General features: G+C 42.2%; 18 protein-coding genes. 12 read left to right on the top strand and 6 right to left on the bottom strand.

Annotated features, from left to right (window positions below; all coding sequences use genetic code 11):
- Positions 1 to 66 precede the first annotated feature (66 nt).
- The 4 genes from L2730_RS11065 (at position 67) to L2730_RS11050 (ending at position 3,091) form a co-directional block, all read left to right on the top strand.
- Entirely contained in the window at positions 67 to 1,257 is a 1,191-nt protein-coding gene (locus L2730_RS11065) for a lytic murein transglycosylase (protein WP_248974651.1), read from the top strand.
- 121 nt (positions 1,258 to 1,378) lie between these two features.
- Positions 1,379 to 2,242 (top strand): WYL domain-containing protein, encoded by an 864-nt coding sequence (locus tag L2730_RS11060; RefSeq protein ID WP_248974650.1) that lies wholly within the window; start codon positions 1,379 to 1,381, stop codon positions 2,240 to 2,242.
- A gap of 72 nt (positions 2,243 to 2,314) precedes the next feature.
- On the top strand, positions 2,315 to 2,797 hold the full coding sequence (locus L2730_RS11055) for an FKBP-type peptidyl-prolyl cis-trans isomerase (RefSeq protein ID WP_248974649.1): 483 nt from the start codon (positions 2,315 to 2,317) through the stop codon (positions 2,795 to 2,797).
- 75 nt (positions 2,798 to 2,872) lie between these two features.
- Positions 2,873 to 3,091 carry a DUF3389 family protein gene (locus tag L2730_RS11050; protein WP_248974648.1) on the top strand — a complete coding sequence of 73 codons (219 nt, stop codon included), beginning with the start codon at positions 2,873 to 2,875 and terminating at the stop codon, positions 3,089 to 3,091.
- Position 3,092: 1 nt separating this feature from the next.
- On the opposite strand, the gene L2730_RS11045 is transcribed toward L2730_RS11050, so the two are convergent.
- Positions 3,093 to 4,106 carry a glutathione S-transferase family protein gene (locus L2730_RS11045; RefSeq protein ID WP_248974647.1) on the bottom strand — a complete coding sequence of 338 codons (1,014 nt, stop codon included), beginning with the start codon at positions 4,104 to 4,106 and terminating at the stop codon, positions 3,093 to 3,095.
- 143 nt (positions 4,107 to 4,249) lie between these two features.
- On the opposite strand from L2730_RS11045, the gene L2730_RS11040 reads away from it, so the two are divergent.
- The 4 genes from L2730_RS11040 to L2730_RS11025 all read left to right on the top strand — a co-directional run bounded on the left by L2730_RS11040 (position 4,250) and on the right by L2730_RS11025 (position 8,062).
- On the top strand, positions 4,250 to 4,471 hold the full coding sequence (locus L2730_RS11040) for a hypothetical protein (RefSeq protein ID WP_248974646.1): 222 nt from the start codon (positions 4,250 to 4,252) through the stop codon (positions 4,469 to 4,471).
- Positions 4,472 to 4,553: 82 nt separating this feature from the next.
- Complete coding sequence (locus tag L2730_RS11035; protein WP_248974645.1) at positions 4,554 to 5,225, top strand: alpha/beta hydrolase; 672 nt, start codon at positions 4,554 to 4,556, stop codon at positions 5,223 to 5,225.
- A 382-nt stretch (positions 5,226 to 5,607) separates the two neighbouring features.
- Positions 5,608 to 7,320: a bifunctional UDP-sugar hydrolase/5'-nucleotidase UshA gene (ushA, locus tag L2730_RS11030; protein ID WP_248974644.1), complete on the top strand. Its 1,713-nt coding sequence runs from the start codon at positions 5,608 to 5,610 to the stop codon at positions 7,318 to 7,320.
- Between the two features lie 301 nt (positions 7,321 to 7,621).
- On the top strand, positions 7,622 to 8,062 hold the full coding sequence (locus L2730_RS11025) for an Hsp20 family protein (RefSeq protein ID WP_020912924.1): 441 nt from the start codon (positions 7,622 to 7,624) through the stop codon (positions 8,060 to 8,062).
- Between the two features lie 83 nt (positions 8,063 to 8,145).
- Here L2730_RS11025 and ilvN read toward each other — a convergent pair whose 3' ends face one another.
- The 3 genes from ilvN to L2730_RS11010 all read right to left on the bottom strand — a co-directional run bounded on the left by ilvN (position 8,146) and on the right by L2730_RS11010 (position 11,933).
- The gene (gene ilvN / locus L2730_RS11020; RefSeq protein WP_248974643.1) at positions 8,146 to 8,640 is read right to left on the bottom strand and encodes an acetolactate synthase small subunit; all 495 of its coding nucleotides are present in this window, start codon (positions 8,638 to 8,640) and stop codon (positions 8,146 to 8,148) included.
- Positions 8,640 to 10,361 (bottom strand): acetolactate synthase 3 large subunit, encoded by a 1,722-nt coding sequence (locus L2730_RS11015; RefSeq protein WP_248974642.1) that lies wholly within the window; start codon positions 10,359 to 10,361, stop codon positions 8,640 to 8,642. The genes ilvN and L2730_RS11015 overlap by 1 nt, the downstream gene beginning before the upstream one ends.
- A gap of 360 nt (positions 10,362 to 10,721) precedes the next feature.
- Positions 10,722 to 11,933 carry a multidrug effflux MFS transporter gene (locus tag L2730_RS11010; protein ID WP_248974641.1) on the bottom strand — a complete coding sequence of 404 codons (1,212 nt, stop codon included), beginning with the start codon at positions 11,931 to 11,933 and terminating at the stop codon, positions 10,722 to 10,724.
- 409 nt (positions 11,934 to 12,342) lie between these two features.
- On the opposite strand from L2730_RS11010, the gene L2730_RS11005 reads away from it, so the two are divergent.
- Positions 12,343 to 14,217: a choice-of-anchor I family protein gene (locus L2730_RS11005; protein WP_248974640.1), complete on the top strand. Its 1,875-nt coding sequence runs from the start codon at positions 12,343 to 12,345 to the stop codon at positions 14,215 to 14,217.
- 176 nt (positions 14,218 to 14,393) lie between these two features.
- Here the strand turns inward: L2730_RS11005 and L2730_RS11000 are convergent, their stop codons facing one another.
- Positions 14,394 to 14,735, bottom strand: coding sequence for a hypothetical protein (locus L2730_RS11000; protein WP_248974639.1), 342 nt, complete (start codon positions 14,733 to 14,735; stop codon positions 14,394 to 14,396).
- Between the two features lie 293 nt (positions 14,736 to 15,028).
- Here L2730_RS11000 and L2730_RS10995 point away from each other — a divergent pair, with 293 nt between their 5' ends.
- The gene (locus L2730_RS10995; protein WP_248974638.1) at positions 15,029 to 15,781 is read left to right on the top strand and encodes a Nif3-like dinuclear metal center hexameric protein; all 753 of its coding nucleotides are present in this window, start codon (positions 15,029 to 15,031) and stop codon (positions 15,779 to 15,781) included.
- Positions 15,782 to 15,870: 89 nt separating this feature from the next.
- On the opposite strand, the gene metG is transcribed toward L2730_RS10995, so the two are convergent.
- Positions 15,871 to 17,907 (bottom strand): methionine--tRNA ligase, encoded by a 2,037-nt coding sequence (metG, locus tag L2730_RS10990; protein WP_248974637.1) that lies wholly within the window; start codon positions 17,905 to 17,907, stop codon positions 15,871 to 15,873.
- 160 nt (positions 17,908 to 18,067) lie between these two features.
- On the opposite strand from metG, the gene apbC reads away from it, so the two are divergent.
- Entirely contained in the window at positions 18,068 to 19,183 is a 1,116-nt protein-coding gene (gene apbC, locus L2730_RS10985; protein WP_248974636.1) for an iron-sulfur cluster carrier protein ApbC, read from the top strand.
- Between the two features lie 10 nt (positions 19,184 to 19,193).
- Positions 19,194 to 19,832 (top strand): uridine kinase, encoded by a 639-nt coding sequence (gene udk, locus L2730_RS10980; RefSeq protein ID WP_248974635.1) that lies wholly within the window; start codon positions 19,194 to 19,196, stop codon positions 19,830 to 19,832.
- Positions 19,833 to 19,869: the final 37 nt, after the last annotated feature.

The following is a 19,869-nucleotide window of genomic DNA, read 5'->3' as shown; positions in this document are numbered from 1 at the left end:
CTTTTAACTACACAGTAATATGTGTACTCATTACGTTAGCGTCATTCATTTTTTGGGAGTCTTCTATTGTTTAAATTAATCCCCCTGGCAGCAACGCTTATTTTTAGCAGTTCTTCAGTATTAGCTTCAGTCGCTTCCCCTGACTGGGCAACCTGCGTAGCGAACCTTCAACAAACAGCAAAAACACAGGGGTTATCACAAAGCACTATTGATAACACTTTGGCAAATGTTAAATTTGTGCCGAGGGTTATAGAGCTTGATAACCAACAACCAGAATTTAGTTCATCCTTTGAAAATTACTTTACCAAGCGAGTGACCGATTGGCGTGTACAGCAAGGACGAAAGCTATACAAAGAGCATAAGGAGCTGCTGCAACGTTTAGCCAAAGAGTACGGTGTTCCACCACAATATTTGCTGGCTTTTTGGGGACTAGAAACAAACTTTGGTTCTTACAAAGGAAAAATGTCAGTACTTAACTCGTTAGCTACCTTGGCATGTGATCCGCGTCGGAGCAGATATTTCACCACCGAATTGATGCAAGCATTGAAGTTAAAAGAGCAGTATGGTTTCGATGAAAAGCAGATGGTGGGTTCATGGGCGGGGGCTATGGGTCATACCCAATTTATGCCATCTGCTTATGCGAAATATGCAGTCGACGGTGATGGTGATGGCAAAGCGGATCTATGGAACAGCACGGAAGATGCACTTTCATCAGCGGCCCATTTCTTACAAAATTTAGGTTGGAAACGCGACGAGCGTTGGGGGAGAGAGGTTAGCCTCCCCACTGATTTTTCCTATGCTTATCTTGGTCGAGCGGAAGCGCAACCTTTGACAAAGTGGGCGGAGCTTGGTTTAACGCAAACCAATGGCAATCCATTAAGTACACCAGACATGCAAGCTGCTCTTTATTTACCTTCTGGCCATACAGGACCCGCTTTTTTAGGCTATGACAATTTTGATGTCATTATGAAATGGAATCGCTCTACGTTTTATGCTATTGCTGTAGGCCATCTAGCTGACAGGATTAATGGTGCAGCAGGCCTTAATGTTAAGCCACCTAAAATGCCAAATTTGAGTCGTGCAAGGGTAAAGGCACTGCAAAGTCAGCTCAATACGCTGGGTTTTGATGTCGGTAAGCCTGATGGTATCTTGGGATCTAAATCTTTAAAAGGACTACAAGCATTCCAAAAAGATAATGGTTTGGTGGCTGATGGTTACCCAAGCGAAGCAACCTTTAAAGCACTCGGTGTTGAATAAGCAACGCTCAAGAAAGGATTTACGATTCAAAAAAGATGCAATCAAAACGATTGTATCTTTTTTGTCGATATATTAGATTGAATTTCTTCAATAAAGTTATCGACTGGAATGGCATATTACAATGGACAACCTTTCTCACGCGCAACGACAACGTCTCGCTTTTATCGATTTTAGTTTGCAGTATTTCGGCCAAGTTTCCCGTCAGGATCTCATTAATAAATTTGCGACAGGCCTTGCTGCGGCCACTCGAGACTTTCAGAGTTATAAAACACTAGCACCGACAAACATGCGTTTAATACACCAGACTAAGTGCTATCACCGTCTGCCAGAGTTTAAAGCGCTATTTGCCCATGAACCTGAAGCCATATTGCATGGTCTTGCCAAAGGTTTTGGCGATGGCTTATCACATCCGATCAAGCCAAGTGTGGTGTGTATTGATGCAATACAACTTATCCACCCTGACACAAACATTATTGCGGCATTAATGCGGGCTATTCAAGCGAAACAAGCACTTGCGATAGAGTACGTGTCGGTGTCATCGGGCAATAAACCCAGAGAGATAGTCCCTCATGCGTTGGTAAATAATGGTCAGCGTTGGCATGTTCGAGCATTTGATAGGGCTAACCAACTGTTTACAGACTTTGTGGTGACTCGTATTAAAAGTGCCGTGCTTGCAGATGCTAGTGTTAAATACCTAGAGACCTGTGAGCATGATAAATATTGGCAACAAGAAATTGAACTTGAACTGATTCCTCATCCCTCTTTGGCTCACCCCGAAGCGATAGAGCTTGATTATCAAATGGAAAACCAACGCTTAATGCTGACATGCCGAGCATCGTTAGCGGGCTACTTACTACGCCAATGGAGTGTAGATTGCTCTGCTAAGCATAAGATCACATCTGGGGTGTGCCAACTTGCATTGGCCAACCATCAGGTATTGAACGAAATTGAACATTTAGCCATTGTGCCAGGAGCACAATCCTAATAAGAGATAACACTAGTGGCTTTGAACGACTTTTGTTAAGCTCACGCAACAAAATTTGAGTTAAGGATTACCATGAGTATTAAAGATGATTCTGTAGTGCAATTTAACTACACATTACGTGATGAACAGGGCGAAGTATTAGAGAGCAACGAAGGTCTTGATCCTATTGCGTACCTTCATGGTCACGACAATATGATGCCTGGCGTTGAAAATGCACTGGTTGGTAAAGAAGTGGGCGCTAAGTTTTCTGTCACATTGCCTGCTAGTGAAACTTACGGTGAGCGTAACGAAGATGCAGAACAACGCGTATCAGTTAAACACCTACAAGGCGCTAAAGTATGGAAGGCTGGAATGCGCGCTTTGATAAACACGGATCAAGGTCAACGCCAAGTCACCATTATTAAAATGGGCAAGTTCATGGCAACTGTGGATGTTAACCACCCTCTAGCAGGTCGTGAATTAACATTTGATTTAGAAGTTGCAGACGTACGTGATGCAACCTCTGAAGAGATTGCTCATGGCCATGCACATGGTAAGGGTGGACATCAGCACTAAGCTGAGTTCATGCCGATTAAAAAAGCCCAACTGAGTTGGGCTTTTTTAATATAGCGCTAAAAACGGAGACCAAAGATGATTATTGAGTTTAGTAATGGAAAAATTGTGCTCACGCCATTTGAAGTACAAGTAAGGCTAAATAATCAATGTCACTTATATGCCATGGTGGAAGACATTAAATTCCACCAAGATGCATTAATGATGATTGCAGATGCTGGCGCGGTGCGTTGGAATCTTAAGCTCGACAATGAGCAACAGTTGCTGCAGATCAAAGCCGAGCTTGGGATAAGTTAACTCATTGTGGTTTAATATCCGCCCGACGATGGGGCTGATTGAAATCAATATCCGGCCCATTAGGGACTATCCGAGTTGGGTTTATCATCTCATGGCTAAAATAGTAATGTTGTTTAATGTGTTCAAAATTAACCGTTTGTGGCACTCCATCCATTTGATAAATTTCTTTTACATAGCCAAACAGGTGGTAGTAATCGGCTATGCGTTGTTTATTGGTTTTAAAATGACCAACATATACGGCATCGAATCGAATTAAGGTGGTAAACAAGCGAATGTCAGCTTCTGTAAATTCATCTCCAGTAAGAAAACGTTGGCTTGCAAGTCGTTCTTCCAACTTGTCTAAAGCGGCAAAAAGCTGTTCATATGCTTCATTGTATGCGAATTGAGTCGTAGCAAAGCCCGCCTTGTAAACGCCATTATTAATGCTGTCATAGAGCCAACTATTAAGATCATCGATTTCTTTACGCAATGCTTGAGGGTACAGATCAATGCTGTTATCGACTAAATGATCAAAGGCACTATTGAACATGCGAATAATTTCAGCAGATTCATTGCTAACGATTGTATCTGTTTGCGTATCCCAGAGCACCGGGACTGTCACTCGACCGTTATAACTCGCATCAGCTTTTTGGTAGATCTGATAAAGAAAGTCAGCTGCGTTTAATTTATCAGCATCAGCGCCTTCAATATGATAGGCAATTGGACTTTGTTTACTACCAGAAAACTCCCAGCCATTAGTTAGCATATGCGGCTCGACAACGGTAACACCTATGATCTCTTGTAGACCTTTAAGCTGCAGGTATATCAGCGTTCGATGAGCCCAAGGGCAGGCGAGTGATACATATAAATGGTAGCGATTCTTTTCGGCTTTGAAGCCGCGAAATCCGCTTTTAAACGGCATACCGTCAGGGGTTACCCAATCTCTAAAGCTTGACTCTGAACGAGTAAATTTTCCACCGGTTTCCTCAGTTGGATACCATTTATCGACCCACTGACCGTTTTGAAGTAATCCCATGCTATTCGCCTGTATGCTGTTATATCAATTAGTTCAGCTTAGCTGCAGCACGGGCAGTATTAAAGTGCATTTAGTTGCTCAAACCTTTCTATTTAATAACTGTACCCGTTCTACCTGAAGATGCGGGATTCAGTGGGAATTTAATGGGCTTTAATCACGGCATTGATTGCCACGAATGGTTATTACCCTTGGTAAAATCATTAACACTGAGTAAAGCCCGTACTCTTATATTAAAGCCCATCTTCGATGGCTTTGTGCCAGCCCACTTCGTTGTTGTACTCACTAAAAAGGGAATAACCATTTCTACGTTAATGCGCCTAGAATTGAACTGGCACATAGTCTCTGAAACGAGCATTTTCAAGTAGAGCGGGTATCTATAGGATGTTTTCGATGAGACTGATATCATGCGGCTATTTAGTTTTATCTTAATATAGTAAAAGGAAGGTCATGTTAGATATGCCACTAGAGAGAATTACGGTTGAGCCATCAAACCCAGCCACATCTTGTGTTATTTGGCTCCATGGATTGGGCGATTCTGGAGCAGGCTTTGCACCAGTAGTACCTGCGTTAGGGTTATCTGTGGATCACAGTATTCGTTTTGTCTTTCCTCATGCACCTGAACAAGCGGTTACCATCAATGGTGGCTATATCATGCGTGCTTGGTATGACATCAAAAGTATGGATCTACATGACCGTGCAGACATGACCGGGGTACTTGAAAGCGAGGAGCTCATTAATGCGCTAGTGGATGAACAAATAGCCCTTGGGATTAGCCCTGATCAGATAGTCCTTGCTGGGTTTAGTCAAGGCGGAGTAATGAGTCTGTTTTGCGGATTAAGGCTTAAGCATAAACTCGCCGGGATTATGGCTTTATCTTGCTACCTGCCGACAGCAAACAAAATGCCTGTTGACCTTGCTAGTGAGAATAGCACTACGCCTATTTTGCAACAACACGGTACTCAAGATGAAGTTGTGCCGCTTAATGCCGGAATAATGGCATTCGAACTATTGAAAAGCCAAGGATATGCCACTGAATGGCAGACTTATGATATGGGCCATAATGTGTTACCTGAGCAGCTACAAGATATCTCCAAATGGTTGCAAACGGTGTTGAATTAAAATTAGTGAAAACTAATAGCTGTTTTTTTGTTCGATCTGGCGTTGCTAAATAATGCGGCGCCTGTTCTCAATTAGAAACAATCGATTCTAAATTTCTTATCTCTATAACGTAATGAAATTATTTGTTTTAGTTTCTCGTCTTGGTAACAATCCATTTATCAGCTATTAGTATTATATCCACTCACTCCCCCCTTGTTCTGTTAATGATACAGCCACTGAAACAAAATGCTTTAAAAAGAGCGGTTTAGATCATCTTATGTAATGAATGTGACACAAATAAAGCATAATCTTTGCTAAGATGATTCACGGCGAAAATAGGGTTATTTCTGCCGAATATATAAAATGTTGCAAAAACATAAAAATAATCAAGGGGTTGATTGTAATGAAAAAGACTTTAATTAAAGGATTAATCGCGACTGCTGTTGTAACGGCGTTAACAGCATGTGGTAGTGATAATGATGACAATAAAGAAGTTGTATTGCCTGCTACGTGTGCAGAAGCAGGCGAAGCTTGTACTATCTTCACTGTACTTCACACTAACGATAACCATGGCCGTTTCTTCGAAAACAAGTACGGCGAATATGGTATGGCTGCGCGTAAAACATTGATCGATCAGATCCGCGCCGAAGTAGAAGCTGCTGGTGGCGAAACTATTTTACTATCTGGTGGTGATGTAAACACGGGTGTACCAGAATCAGACTTGCAAGATGCTCGCCCTGATTTTGTAGGAATGAACTTGATGGGTTATGACGCAATGGCTGTCGGTAACCATGAATTCGACAATCCTTTAACCACGGTTGATATGCAGCGCGAACTAGCAGACTTCCCAATGCTTGCGGCAAACATCTATGACAAAGAGTCAGGTACTCGTTACTTCGATGCCTATAAAGTCTTCAATGTAAACGGCATTCGCATTGCAGTTGTTGGTTTAACAACTGAAGACACAGCTAAAATTGCTAATCCAGAATTTGTTAGTGGCTTAGAGTTTACCGATCCGAAAGAAGAGCTTAAGAAAGTTATTCAAGACATTAAAGATGCTGATGAAGCTGACCTAGTGTTTGCAACGACCCACATGGGTCACTACGCTGACGGCGCTCACGGTAATAACGCGCCTGGTGATGTAGCACTTGCACGCGCTATGGCTGAAGGCGAACTTGCTGCCGTCATAGGTGGCCACTCTCAAAACCCTGTTTGTATGGAAGGTGATGCATATGACCCTGAATTCACAGCAGGTGCAGAGTGTAAGCCTGATGTTCAGAACGGCACATTTATCATGCAAGCTCACGAATGGGGCAAGTATGTTGGTCAAGCAAACTTTGAATATTTCAACGACAAGTTACATTTAGCAAGCTACAAGCTAATCCCTGTAAACTTGAAGAAGAAAAACGAAGAGGGCGAACGTGTCTTAATTGGTGAAGCAATTACTCCAGATGCTACAGTGCTTGAAATATTGCAGCAGTACCAAGATAAAGGTCAGGAAGGTCTATCAGAAGTTATTGGTTCTACAGATGGTAAGCTAGAAGGCGATCGTGGCGTAGTTCGTACTCAACAAACTAACCTTGGCCTGCTAATTGCTGAAGCACAGCGCTCTAAAGTTGATGCTGATTTCGCAGTGATGAACTCTGGTGGTGTACGAGACTCTATCGAAGCTGGTGAAATCACCTATAAAGATGTTCTTACTGTGCAGCCATTTGGCAACTCTATCACTAAGAGTACACTTACGGGGGCAGAGATTACTGAGTACCTAAACGTTGTTGCTACTGTCGATATTGGCGCTGAAGGTTCAGGTGCTTACCCGCAACTTGCAGGTATTAAGATGGATGTGGATTGTGCTACTAAGACGGTTGCAATCAATGACATTAATGGTAAAGGCTACGCTGCAGACGCTATGTATAGCTTCACTGTTCCTAGCTACAACGCCGCTGGTGGTGATGGTTACCCTGTTCTAACACCTGTTATGACTGGTTATGTTGATGCTGAAGTGATGTACACCTACATTAAAGATATCGGCGACATTAAAGTTGCAGACTTTGCACCTGTAGATGGCGACATTCAATTCCTGAACAGTAACAGCACTATGGCATGTCAGCTATAATGCATTAAGTTCAATTGAGAAAAGCAGCCTAATGGCTGCTTTTTTTATGCTCGTTGCTCATTGAATGCTAAAAATCGTGGATTGTAGAAATTTTAAAAATAATTGTGAAATGACCCTTGAAAAGCAAAATATTGGCTACATATATTGATTATGGGACGCTCAATGAGGTTCTTAGCTAGCAAGATTACGATGCCTTCGGGGTCGAGAATGTTAGTGAAAATTAGCCCGGTGCGACAACAATTCACATTTTGAATGAGTCGGCCAATAAAATTAAATATATTGCTTTATACAAGGATATACCATGAGAAATTACGACCTAACACCACTTTACCGTAGCGCTATTGGATTTGACCGTTTGGCACAACTTGCTGAACATGCCGCGTCAAACAAAGGCAATTCAGGTTACCCACCATACAATATCGAACTGCTCAATGAACACCGCTATCGCATTACCATGGCTGTTGCTGGATTTACCATGGATGAACTCGATATAACCAGTGAAGGCGACAAGTTACTGGTAAAAGGCACCAAAGCAGAGCAGAGCGAAGAGCGTAAGTATCTATATCAAGGAATTGCTGAGCGCGGATTTGAGCGCACATTCCAGCTTGCTGATTATGTAACTGTTATTGGCGCAGATCTTGAAAATGGCTTACTCAATATTGATCTTAAGAGAGAGATCCCTGAGGCATTAAAGCCAAGAAAAATTGAGATAGGCAGTTCAAGAATATTAGATGCAAAATAATTAGTCCTTTAGCTAATGATTGAAACGCTGAATATAAAAAAGGGAGTCGAATGACTCCCTTTTTAGTGGATGAGTGTTACATATTAAGCACGCATCGATTTCTCGCCGCGAGCTAGACCGACAACGCCCGAACGTGAGATCTCAACCACCTTGGTAACATCTGTCAGTGCTGCAATACAAGCATCAAGCTTCTCACTAGTACCAATGAGTTGCACTGTGTACAGGCTTTGAGTGACATCTACGATTTGCCCTCGGAAAATATCAGCAAGGCGTTTAACTTCCTCTCTGTATTCTCCTTTAGCTTTCACTTTTATCAGCGCGACTTCTCTTTCTATATGCGCTGACTCAGTAATATTTGACACTTTCAATACATCAATTAGCTTATGTAGCTGTTTTTCAATCTGTTCCAAAACGGCTTCATCTGCATTAACCGCTATGGTCAAACGTGACAGTGTCTTGTCTTCAGTAGGAGCTACAGTTAGAGTTTCAATGTTATAGCCACGCTGAGAAAATAGCCCTACTACACGAGAAAGTGCACCTGGTTGGTTTTCAAGTAATACACATATAATCCGACGCATTAGCTTTTCTCCGTTTTACTCAGCCACATTTCATTCATCGCACCACCACGAATTAGCATTGGGTATACGTGTTCAGTTTCATCAACATGAATGTCGACAAATACTAGCTTGTCCTTCATCGCAAATGCTTTCTCTAAGCCTGACTCTAGTTCAGCGGGATCGCTGATTGTCATTCCTACGTGGCCATATGCTTCAGAAATTTTAGCGAAATCCGGTACCGAATCCATATAAGATTGTGAGTGACGACCAGCATAAATCATATCCTGCCACTGCTTGACCATGCCCAAAAAGTGATTATTCAGGTTAATGATTTTGACCGGAATATCATACTGCAGCGCTGTTGATAGCTCTTGAATATTCATTTGTATAGAACCATCGCCTGTTACACAGATAACGGTTTCATCAGGTTTGGCAAGCTTTACACCCATAGCGGCCGGTAGACCAAAGCCCATGGTGCCGAGTCCGCCAGAGTTTATCCAACGACGTGGCTTATTAAACGGGTAATATAGTGCGGCAAACATCTGGTGCTGACCTACATCGGAAGCAACATATGCATCACCATTTGTGAGCTTATGCATCACTTCAATGACTTGTTGTGGCTTAATTTTCTCTTTAGATGTTTGGTAATCTAAACTTTTACGGCCACACCATTGTGCGATATCGCTCCACCAATGGTCGTTGGCTGCTGGATCACTAATGCCAAGACTATTAGCTTCTATTTGCGCAAGCATCTCGTCTAATACTTTATCGGCTGAGCCAACAATTGGGATATCAACTTTAATCGTTTTTGAAATTGAAGAGGGATCAATATCAATATGCAAGATGGTCGCGTTAGGGCAGTACTTTTCAACATTATTGGTCGTTCTATCGTCAAAACGAACGCCAATACCAAAAATAAGATCGCTATTGTGCATGGTCATGTTGGCTTCATAGCAGCCGTGCATGCCTAGCATACCTACGCTATTCGGGTGAGTGCCTGGAAATGCACCAAGCCCCATCAATGTGCTTACTACTGGGATCCCCAGCTTTTCTGATAGGGCTAAAATTTGGCTATCACAACCTGAAATAACAGCACCACCACCTACATAAAGAACCGGTTTCTTAGCTGCTAATAACGCTTTTAAGCCTCTACGGATCTGGCCTTTATGGCCTGTAGTAGTCGGGTTGTATGAGCGCATTGAGATATCTTCAGGATACTGATATTCATGCAGGATTTCAGGATTCATGCAATCTTTAGGCACATCTACAACCACTGGGCCTGGACGTCCGCTAGCTGCGATGAAAAACGCCTTTTTGATAATCGCAGGAATGTCTCGAGGATCTGTGACTAAAAAGCTGTGCTTAACAACGGGTCTTGAGATACCTATCATGTCGCACTCTTGGAATGCGTCATTACCAATTAGACTGCTGTGTACTTGACCTGAAATGACCACCATCGGAATCGAATCCATATAGGCCGTTGCGATTCCAGTAATGGTATTGGTAGCCCCTGGACCAGAGGTGACCAACACAACACCGACATCGCCGGTTGCACGTGCGTAACCATCTGCCATGTGTACAGCTGCTTGTTCGTGTCTTACAAGGATATGTTCGATGTTGGATTTTTCATGCAGAGCGTCATAAATATCTAAAACTGATCCGCCTGGATAGCCAAAAATATGTTTAACGCCTTCGTCGATAAGAGAACGGACAACCATACTGGCGCCTGATAGCTTCTCCATAATATTTCCTTTCTAAGTTACCGCTACGGTATGCAGTATCTAGCTACAGCGACGGTAATCGCTCTAATAATTAAGCTTGGACGGTGATCCTTGCTCTCGATAGGCTGTATTTTTCAAAAAGAAAAATTATCACAGGGTCTCTGTGCAGCACTGGCTTTTTAAGCCAAGTTCATCATATAAAATACCCATATGATTTCAAGCATAGAATGCGATTAAATCGTTCTAAATGAAGAATTTTCAATATCGTTTACAGAAAAGCAGGCAGAAAAGTAAAATAACTTGAGCGTGAAACAATAAAAAGTTGTACATGGAAGGATAAAAAGACTCGGTGGCTTAATCCAAGCTGAGTCTCAATGTCATTTACGCACTTGGTTCGCGCTTACTCAGTAGTTGGCATAAACCAACCAGAATAACAGCAGCGAGCATTAAGGCTGAAAATGGTACCGCAGTGCCAGTATAAAACAGCGCTAATAGCGGCCCAGCTAAAGCACCAAAACCGAATCTGAGAGTACCTATTACAGCTGTAGCTGTGCCGGTTTCTTGTTGAAACTTCATCAATACAATAGCGTCTGCATTGACAGACATTACACCTAAACATGCCATAAGTGGCAACAACATGATGACGGTAAACAGATAGTTAAGATCTAGCATATTAACCAACAGCAAGCCGCTTGCTGCGAAAACGCCCATGATGGTTGAGGCTCGCAGCATTCTTTTTGAACCGTAACGTCCAACTATCTTGCTGTTGATGACATTAGCAAGCATCAATGCGCCAACATTGGTGCTAAAAAGAATGGCAAACAGTGACTTATCTAAAGCAAAGACTTCCATATAGACAAATGGCGACGCCGTTAAGTAGCAGAAGAAGGCAAATGACGTTAGTACACCACAGGCAATATTGAGCTTAACGCCGGGCTTAGTAAAAACCGTCGCATAAGCACCAAAAAAGGATTTGCTACTGCGGCTCGTTGAGTCTGAGTCACTTGGCATTTTTAGTTTGAGAGATACTAATATCAATAATCCACAAGCATAGAAGGCCAGTATGAAGAAGATCAGGTGCCATTCCCCTAGCTCTAGTATTAGGCTACCAATGCTTGGAGCGATTAGCGGTGCTAACATCATTATCAAGCTCACATAAGACATGCCTTTGGCTGTATTATTGCCGTATACCTCTTTGATATAGCCAGGAACCACAACAGTCGCTGCTGCGCCAATAAAGGCTTGAAAGAACCTGAGTGTTAAAAAGGCTTCTATTGATTGCACAAATGCCAATGCAAGACTGGTTAGCATAAAGCCTGTCAGTCCTATAATGACCATTTTTCGGCGACCATATCTGTCTGCCAATGGGCCAAAACATAGCATTCCTAAAGCATAACCAGCTAGGTATAAACTGAGGGACTGCTGAACAAGAGTTATACCTGTATCAAAACTGCTGGCAAGTGTTGCCATAGCTGGCAGATACATATCGATAGCGAGCGGCGTAATCGCGACAATCGCTGCGAGCATAGGAATAAGCAGAGCTAAGTTCGGTATTTTAACGTGGCTAGTGTGCTTTTCAGGCGCGTTTTTCAATTCTACCTCTTTGATTTTGCGGGTTATACGATGATTAAAGCTGGAACAAACTTACTCGTAAGTCGATAAGATTAGACTGTATTAAAGACAAGAGTTGTCGGTGCTACTGGCTAGGATTATCCCTGCTTAAATCCATAGCTGGATAATAGAGCGGGTAACGTCATTATAGTATCGTTTTCAAAACATTTAACCAATCAAAAATCAGTGTTAATCGTTCTAAAAAGCGACTCTATTTGTAAGCATCTATTTAGAGATCAATAGTCGTATATATCTACAATTACGTTGTTACTCTCCAGTCATAAAACTGTTTTTTTTCTGTCATCTCAGCGACTTTATAAAGCCTTAAGTTGAGCACTTTTATAGGAACGTCTTAAAACGAAAGGCGTACAAAGGCTCGAAAGGGAAAGAGATGAATAATCAAAACAAACTGCTAATGCTAATAATATCTGCATTATTAATGTCAGCGTGTGCCGATGATGGTAACGAAGGAGCGACTGGTGACAATGGTAGTAATGCGCTTGTGAGTATTACTGCCTTAGAGATAGGCAATGATCAATGTGTTATGGGCGGTAAGCAACTAAATACCGGCTTGGATCTTAATGCCAATGGTGTACTAGATGAAAATGAGATTGATGATACTCAGTCACAAGTGATTTGTAATGGACAATCTTCGCAACTAAAACCACAGCTTGTTGGGCGCTATCAAAGTGGTATTTACGGATTAAGTGCAGCTGAAATTGTGGATTTTCATCCTCGTTCAAAACAGATTTTTGTCATTAACGCTAAAAGTGGCAGAGTGGACGTGTTAAATGTAGCCGACATTTCGCTTGATGATGCTGTCACCGGTAGTGGTGCAATAGCGTTAGATAATATAGCAAAAACTACCGATATCGATATAGTTACTGACGTTAATCTTACAGGTTTAGGTGGTGTTAATAGTCTAAGTATTTATCAAGATTTGTTAGCTGTAGCGATAGAGCGAGCAGATACTCTGGGTAATAGCAAACAAGGCAATGGCGTGGTTGCTTTTTATCGAATCAATAATGCTGGCGAAGCGCTGTATCTTCATGCTGTAGAAGTTGGTGCGCTGCCAGATAATCTAACTTTCAATAAAGATGGTTCGCTCTTGGTTGTTGCAAATGAGGGGGAACCCAACGGGGGTTATACAGTTGATCCAGAAGGTAGCTTGTCGTTGATAACAATCACAGACAGTGTACCTGCTACATCCTCAACTAATATAGACTTTGCTGACTTTAATCTTGATGGAATTCGAGCTAATGAACTTGATTCTAAGATTAAAATAAATGGGCCCAATGCATCGGTTGCTCAAGATCTGGAGCCTGAGTACATCGCAATAAGCGAAGATAATTTAAAAGCGTACGTATCATTACAAGAGAACAATGCCATTGCTGTGTTAGATCTTAATAGCAAGGAGATTACAGCCATTTTACCTCTTGGCCTTAAGGACTACGGTTTATATGAAAATCGAATTGATGCGAGTGATAAAGACGGCAAAGTTCACTTTAGTGCCTATGCTGAGGTTTACGGTATGTATCAACCTGACACCATTAGTAGTTATCAGTGGCAGAGTAGTAATTTTATCGTTACTGCAAATGAAGGTGATGCAAGAGACTATGATGGCTTTTCTGAAGAAGCGAGAGCACAAGACTTACTCTTGGATGCCGCACATCCACAGCTATTTGCAGCAAAGGACAAAACACAACTCGGTCGTTTAAAGGTAACGACAAGCATGGGTGACACTGATAAAGACGGCGATATTGATCAAATTATCAGTTATGGCGCCCGTTCATTTTCAATTTGGGATGAAAATGGCAACCAAGTTTTCGATAGCGGTTCCGATTTTTCACGGATCACAGCAGCAGTTCTGGGCACAAACTTCAACAATAATAACGACGAGAACAAAGGTGATAGCCGCAGTGACGATAAAGCGGGCGAGCCAGAAGCGCTAGCGATTGGCAAGATAGCTGAACAATATTATGCTTTTATTGGTTTGGAGCGTACTGGTGGAGTGATGATTTATAACATCACTAACCCCTTTGCTGTCAGCTTTGTCGACTATATCGTTAATCGTGATTTTAGCACCGATTTTGAAATTAATACTGATACTGGCGAAGTCGAAGGCGATGCCAGTCTGGCTGGCGATTTAGGCCCTGAAGGGATGAAGTTTATTAGTGCTGAAAATAGCCCAACGTCCGAACCGTTGTTGGTTATCGGAAATGAAGTCAGCGGCACGACAAGTGTTTATGCACTTAGTTTTAACTAGAGTGTATAACATCTCTGTTTAAGTTCGGATAATACAGGCTGTTAAAATAAAAAACTCCGCTACTATTTCAGTAACGGAGTTTTTAGTTTCGATATGTATGTTTATATGAGTGCTGAAGTTAGCGCTTATACAAACTAAGCAATAAACGAAGAATGCTAATTGCTTAAACGATTACCTTAGAAACCGCGAGGTAGTTGACCTTTACCGGCTAATTTTTCACGCCAAAGTTCTTTTGGTGTTTTGCCACCGCTCTTTGCTGCAGGTTTCGCAGCCTTTTTAGCTGGTGTTTTTTTAGCGGCAGGTTTCGCAACTACTTTTTTCTCGGCTTTAGCTGCTATTGGGGCACTATCGCCATCTATTTCAGCTAACATCGCTTCTAAATCGCTGAAGCGTAATGATTTACCGCCATCGATTTTGTACCAGCTACCTTTCTGTTCAATTTTAACAGCTTGGCCTTCTTGCTTTGCAAGTGCAGCCTCAAGTGTGCTGATAACCTCTTCTTTGGTCAGTTTTGACATAATAATAACCTGTTTGTTTTTGTGTGTTACATGAAGGTTTGATGTGATTTTATCGTTTAATGCACTAAAAAGTCCAATTTTCACCACAAATGGCTTCATTTATATGATGATTTAGACATTTAATAGCAATTAAGTGAGTCAAAATGGGTTCTATTTGGGAGAGCTGGATTATATTGTCAGCACTATTCTAGCTTTGTGTTGCTTCATACTCAGCGTTGGCAAACTTGTGTTGGCTTGTTTGAGAAGAAAAAGCGAGAATAGGGCGAGAATTTAATGATTGTTTAGGTGCACTAATGACACAAACAGAATTAAGCCAGTATTTGGCGGAGTATCTTCAAGTAGCAAATTTTAAGGATTACGCACCAAATGGGTTACAAGTTGAAGGTCGAAAAGAGATCGGTACTATCGTCACTGGAGTTACCGCTTGCCAAGCATTGATCGATGAAGCCATTAAGTTAGATGCCGATGCTATTTTGGTTCACCACGGATTCTTTTGGAAAAACGAACCTGAAATTATAGTTGGCATGAAGCAGAAACGGATCAAAGCCTTACTGACTAATGATATCAATCTATTTGGTTATCATCTGCCCTTAGATGCTCATCCGGAAGTGGGCAATAACGCACAACTTGGCAAAGTACTGGGTATTGATAATGCAAGAGTTATTGAGGGACAGGCTCAAGGATTGATCTGGCGTGGTGAGCTAAGTGTTCCCGTTATAGCGAAAGAGTTAACACAAGCAATATCACACACTTTATCGCGCGAATGCTTACACCTTGGTGATGAGTCAAGCTTGGTGGAAACAATTGCTTGGTGCACCGGGGGGGCTCAAGATTATATTGATGTGGCTGCATCTCTTGGCATTGATGCGTTCATTAGCGGTGAAGCGTCTGAGAGAACCTATCACTGCGCAGTAGAGCAGAATGTTCAGTATTATGGCGCAGGACATCATGCTACTGAACTTTATGGCATTCAGGCGTTAGGCAAGCATTTAGCCACTAAGTTTGGTTTAATCCATCACTTCGTTGATATCAATAACCCTGTTTAGTGGTTATTGATAAACACATTCTAGGACGAGCCAAGCAGATACAAAAAAGCCGCTCATTTTAGAGCGGCTTTTTAATGAGAGTGTGACAGCTACATCACTCGCATGCCAGGTTTAGCACCTGCATGTGGCTCTAGGATCCAGATATCTTTACCGCCAGGACCTGCGGCTAATACCATACCTTCTGATTCACCGAACTTCATCTTACGTGGCGCTAAGTTTGCCACCATCACGGTATGCTTACCAATCAAATCCTCTGGTGCATAAGCAGATTTTATGCCTGCGAAAACTTGTTTCGTTTCGCCGCCTAAATCTAGCTCTAAACGCAGTAGTTTGTTGGCTTTCTCAATATGCTCAGCTTTAGTAATAAGTGCTATTCGCAGATCAATTTTGGCAAAGTCATCAAAGCTAATCTCGGCAGCTAACGGCTCTTTTTCGAGTTCCGTTTGTTCAGCTTTTGGAGCTTCAGCTGCGGCCACTTGAAGGTTCTCAGTCGAAGCTTCAATAATCGCCTCAATGCTCTTCATCTCAATACGTTGCATAAGTGCTTTAAATTTAGCAATTTCGTGACCAGCTAAATCGGCATTGATGTTGTCCCAAGTCAGTTCCATTTTAAGGAATGTTTCAACATCTGCTGCAAGCTTAGGCAATACCGGCTTTAGGTAAGTGACTAAGATACGGAACAAGTTAAGCGCATTACTACACACTTGATGGGCTTCTTCTTGTTTAGCCTCGTCTTTAATTAGCTGCCAAGGCGCGGCATCAGCAACATAAGCGTTAGCCACATCGGCAAGTGCCATGATTTCACGCATCGCTTTACCGTATTCACGTGTCTCGTATAGGTTAGCAATAATTTCTTGTTTGGCGATAAAGCTATCACTTAAACTGCTATCGGAAACTTTAGCCAGCTTGCCGTCAAAGCGCTTACTGATGAAGCCCGCAGTACGTGAAGCAAGGTTAACCAATTTACCTACAAGATCGGAGTTAACCCGTTGAGCAAAGTCTTCTAGGTTGAGATCTAGGTCATCAATCCTACTGCTTAGCTTAGCTGCGTAGTAATAACGCAAGTATTCAGGGTCTAGGTTGTCAAGGTAAGTACGAGCTTTAATAAACGTCCCTTTAGACTTAGACATTTTTGCGCCGTTTACTGTGACATAACCATGGGCATAAACACTGGTAGGTTTACGCAGGCCTGCACCTTCTAGCATTGCTGGCCAGAATAAGCTGTGGAAGTAAACAATGTCTTTACCGATGAAGTGATACACTTCAGCAGTCGAGTCCTTACTCCAAAAATCATCGAAGTTTAAGTCATCGCGCTTATCACATAGATTCTTAAATGAGCCCATGTAACCGATGGGGGCATCTAACCATACATAGAAGAATTTACCTGGAGCATCCGGGATCTCGAAACCAAAGTAAGGAGCATCACGAGAGATATCCCACTGTTGCAAGCCTTGTTCAAACCATTCGCTAAGCTTGTTGGCCATCTCTTGCTGTAAAGAACCAGAGTTAATCCACTCTTTTAACATACCTTCAAAAGCGGGTAGGTCGAAAAAGAAGTGCTCGGTATCTTTCATCACTGGAGTCGCGCCAGAAACGGCAGAATACGGGTTTAATAGGTCTGTAGTACTGTATGTGGCACCACAGTTGTCGCAGTTATCGCCGTATTGATCTTCACTCTTACATTTCGGGCAAGTGCCTTTAACGAAACGATCTGGTAGGAACATCGATTTTTCAGGATCGAACAACTGTGAAATAGTTTTGGTTTTTATATAACCTGAATCACGTAACTTGACATAGATTTCACTGGCGAGCTCACGGTTTTCTTCGCTGTGAGTGCTATGGAAATTGTCAAATTGAATGTTGAAATCAGCAAAATCTTTTTCATGCTCTTTTTGAACTTGAGCAATCATCTCCTCTGGCGCAATGCCCATTTGCTGAGCTTTAAGCATAATAGGAGTGCCATGAGCATCATCGGCGCAGATATAGTGACATTCGTGTCCACGTAACTTTTGGAAGCGTGACCAAATATCGGTTTGAATGTACTCAAGCATATGGCCTAAATGAATTGGACCATTAGCATATGGAAGTGCACTAGTGACTAAGATTTTACGTTGTGAATTTGACATCTTTTCTCGAAATCGCTGGGAACCTAAATAGAATGGAATAGATACTAACCGATCCAATGCATAGTTTCATTAAATCCTAGCGTAACTGTGGTAAATCTAGACTAATGTTTGCTTTAATTTCTGGTACAATTGCGCAAATCATATTTAGGGGGTCTCCATTTTGTCTTCAACTCATCCAAACTATCATCTCAGTGATGATCTTCTCAGTCCTGTTTTAGCCATTCTTGATACGTTCCAAGATCCATATTTAAACAAAAGCTTTTTAAGCGCTGGCATGGTGACTAAGCTTGCGATTGAAGGCAAACGCCTGCAATTGGGCTTGTGCTATTCATACCCATGTCAAACGCAGTATCAAGACATTGTTATGGCAGTAACCAAAGAACTTGCAGTACTGGATGCAATTGATGAAGTTGAATGTGAAATTGATTTTCAACCTGAGACCGTTTCGGCAATCAGTGCGGTAGAGCCATTGCCGAATATTAGACAAATTATTGCAGTTGCTTCAGGCAAAGGCGGTGTGGGCAAGTCAACCACTGCAGTTAACCTTGCATTAGCACTGGCTGCTGAAGGGGCGCGTGTCGGTATTTTAGATGCTGATATTTACGGTCCATCAATTCCGATGATGTTAGGTGTTGAGGATTTCAAACCGGTTTCGCCTGATGGAAAGATAATGACGGCCGCAGATGCACATGGTATTGCAGCGCAGTCAATTGGTTTTATGTTAGATGGTGACCAAGCCGCGGTATGGCGTGGTCCAATGGCTGCAGGTGCTTTGGTACAGTTGCTTACTGAAACCGAGTGGCCAGAGCTTGATTACATGGTGATTGATATGCCACCAGGGACCGGTGATATTCAACTAACCTTATCGCAAAAAGTGCCTGTTAGTGGTGCTGTTATTGTGACTACCCCACAAGATATCGCGCTTGCTGATGCTAAAAAAGGTGTCAGCATGTTCCAGAAAGTTAATATCCCAGTATTGGGTATTGTCGAAAATATGAGTTTCCACCTGTGCCCAGAGTGCGGTCATAAAGACCACCCATTTGGTGCTGATGGCGGAGAAAAAATGGCAACCCGTTACAATGTTCCTTTATTAGGGCAGCTACCGCTACAATTGAATATCCGCGAAGACGTTGATAAGGGGACGCCAACTGTTATTGCAGATAGTGAATGCCAAGTTTCTAATATTTATCGAGAAATCGCTAGAAAAGTGGGCGCTCAACTTGCGTTATGCCAAGCGCAATCTAAAGTATCTATAAGCATATCTGACGACGAGTAAGGTTTTAAAAATGAATTCAAAACAATGTGTTGTTATCGGAATTGCGGGTGCGTCTGCGTCAGGTAAAAGCCTTATTGCTAAAACGATTTATGAAGAGCTATGTCGTGATCTTGGCACTGACCAAATCGGTGTGATTGCAGAAGATGCCTACTATCGTGACCAAGGCCACTTGTCGATGGACGAGCGAGTGCTAACCAATTACGATCATCCAAAAGCGCTAGACCATGAGCTTTTGTGTAAACATCTTCAAGCACTTAAAGATGGTAACCCGGTTGATATTCCTGTTTACAGTTACACAGAACATACCCGTACTGATGAAAAAGTAAACTTGACCCCGAAGAAAGTCATTATTCTTGAGGGGATCTTACTACTGACAGATCCAGCTCTTCGCGATCAAATGGATGCGAGTGTGTTTATGGATACACCGCTCGATATCTGTTTCATGCGCAGACTATCTCGCGATGTGGCAGAACGTGGCAGAACGATGGAATCTGTTATGTCTCAGTATACTGAAACTGTGCGTCCAATGTTTTTACAGTTCATTGAACCGTCTAAACAATATGCGGATATTATTGTTCCGCGTGGTGGTAAGAACCGTATCGCGACCGATATTCTTAAAGCGCGTATACAGCACCTGTTAGCAAAATAAGTTAACGATGGTTACTATGTGTTTAACGACAGTAGAG

Origin of the sequence: Shewanella kaireitica (assembly GCF_023284045.1) — a bacterium.
Classification (GTDB): Bacteria; Pseudomonadota; Gammaproteobacteria; order Enterobacterales; family Shewanellaceae; genus Shewanella; species Shewanella kaireitica.
Note: the sequence above shows the minus strand (reverse complement) of the source record. Positions and strands in the feature narration are given on the sequence as shown.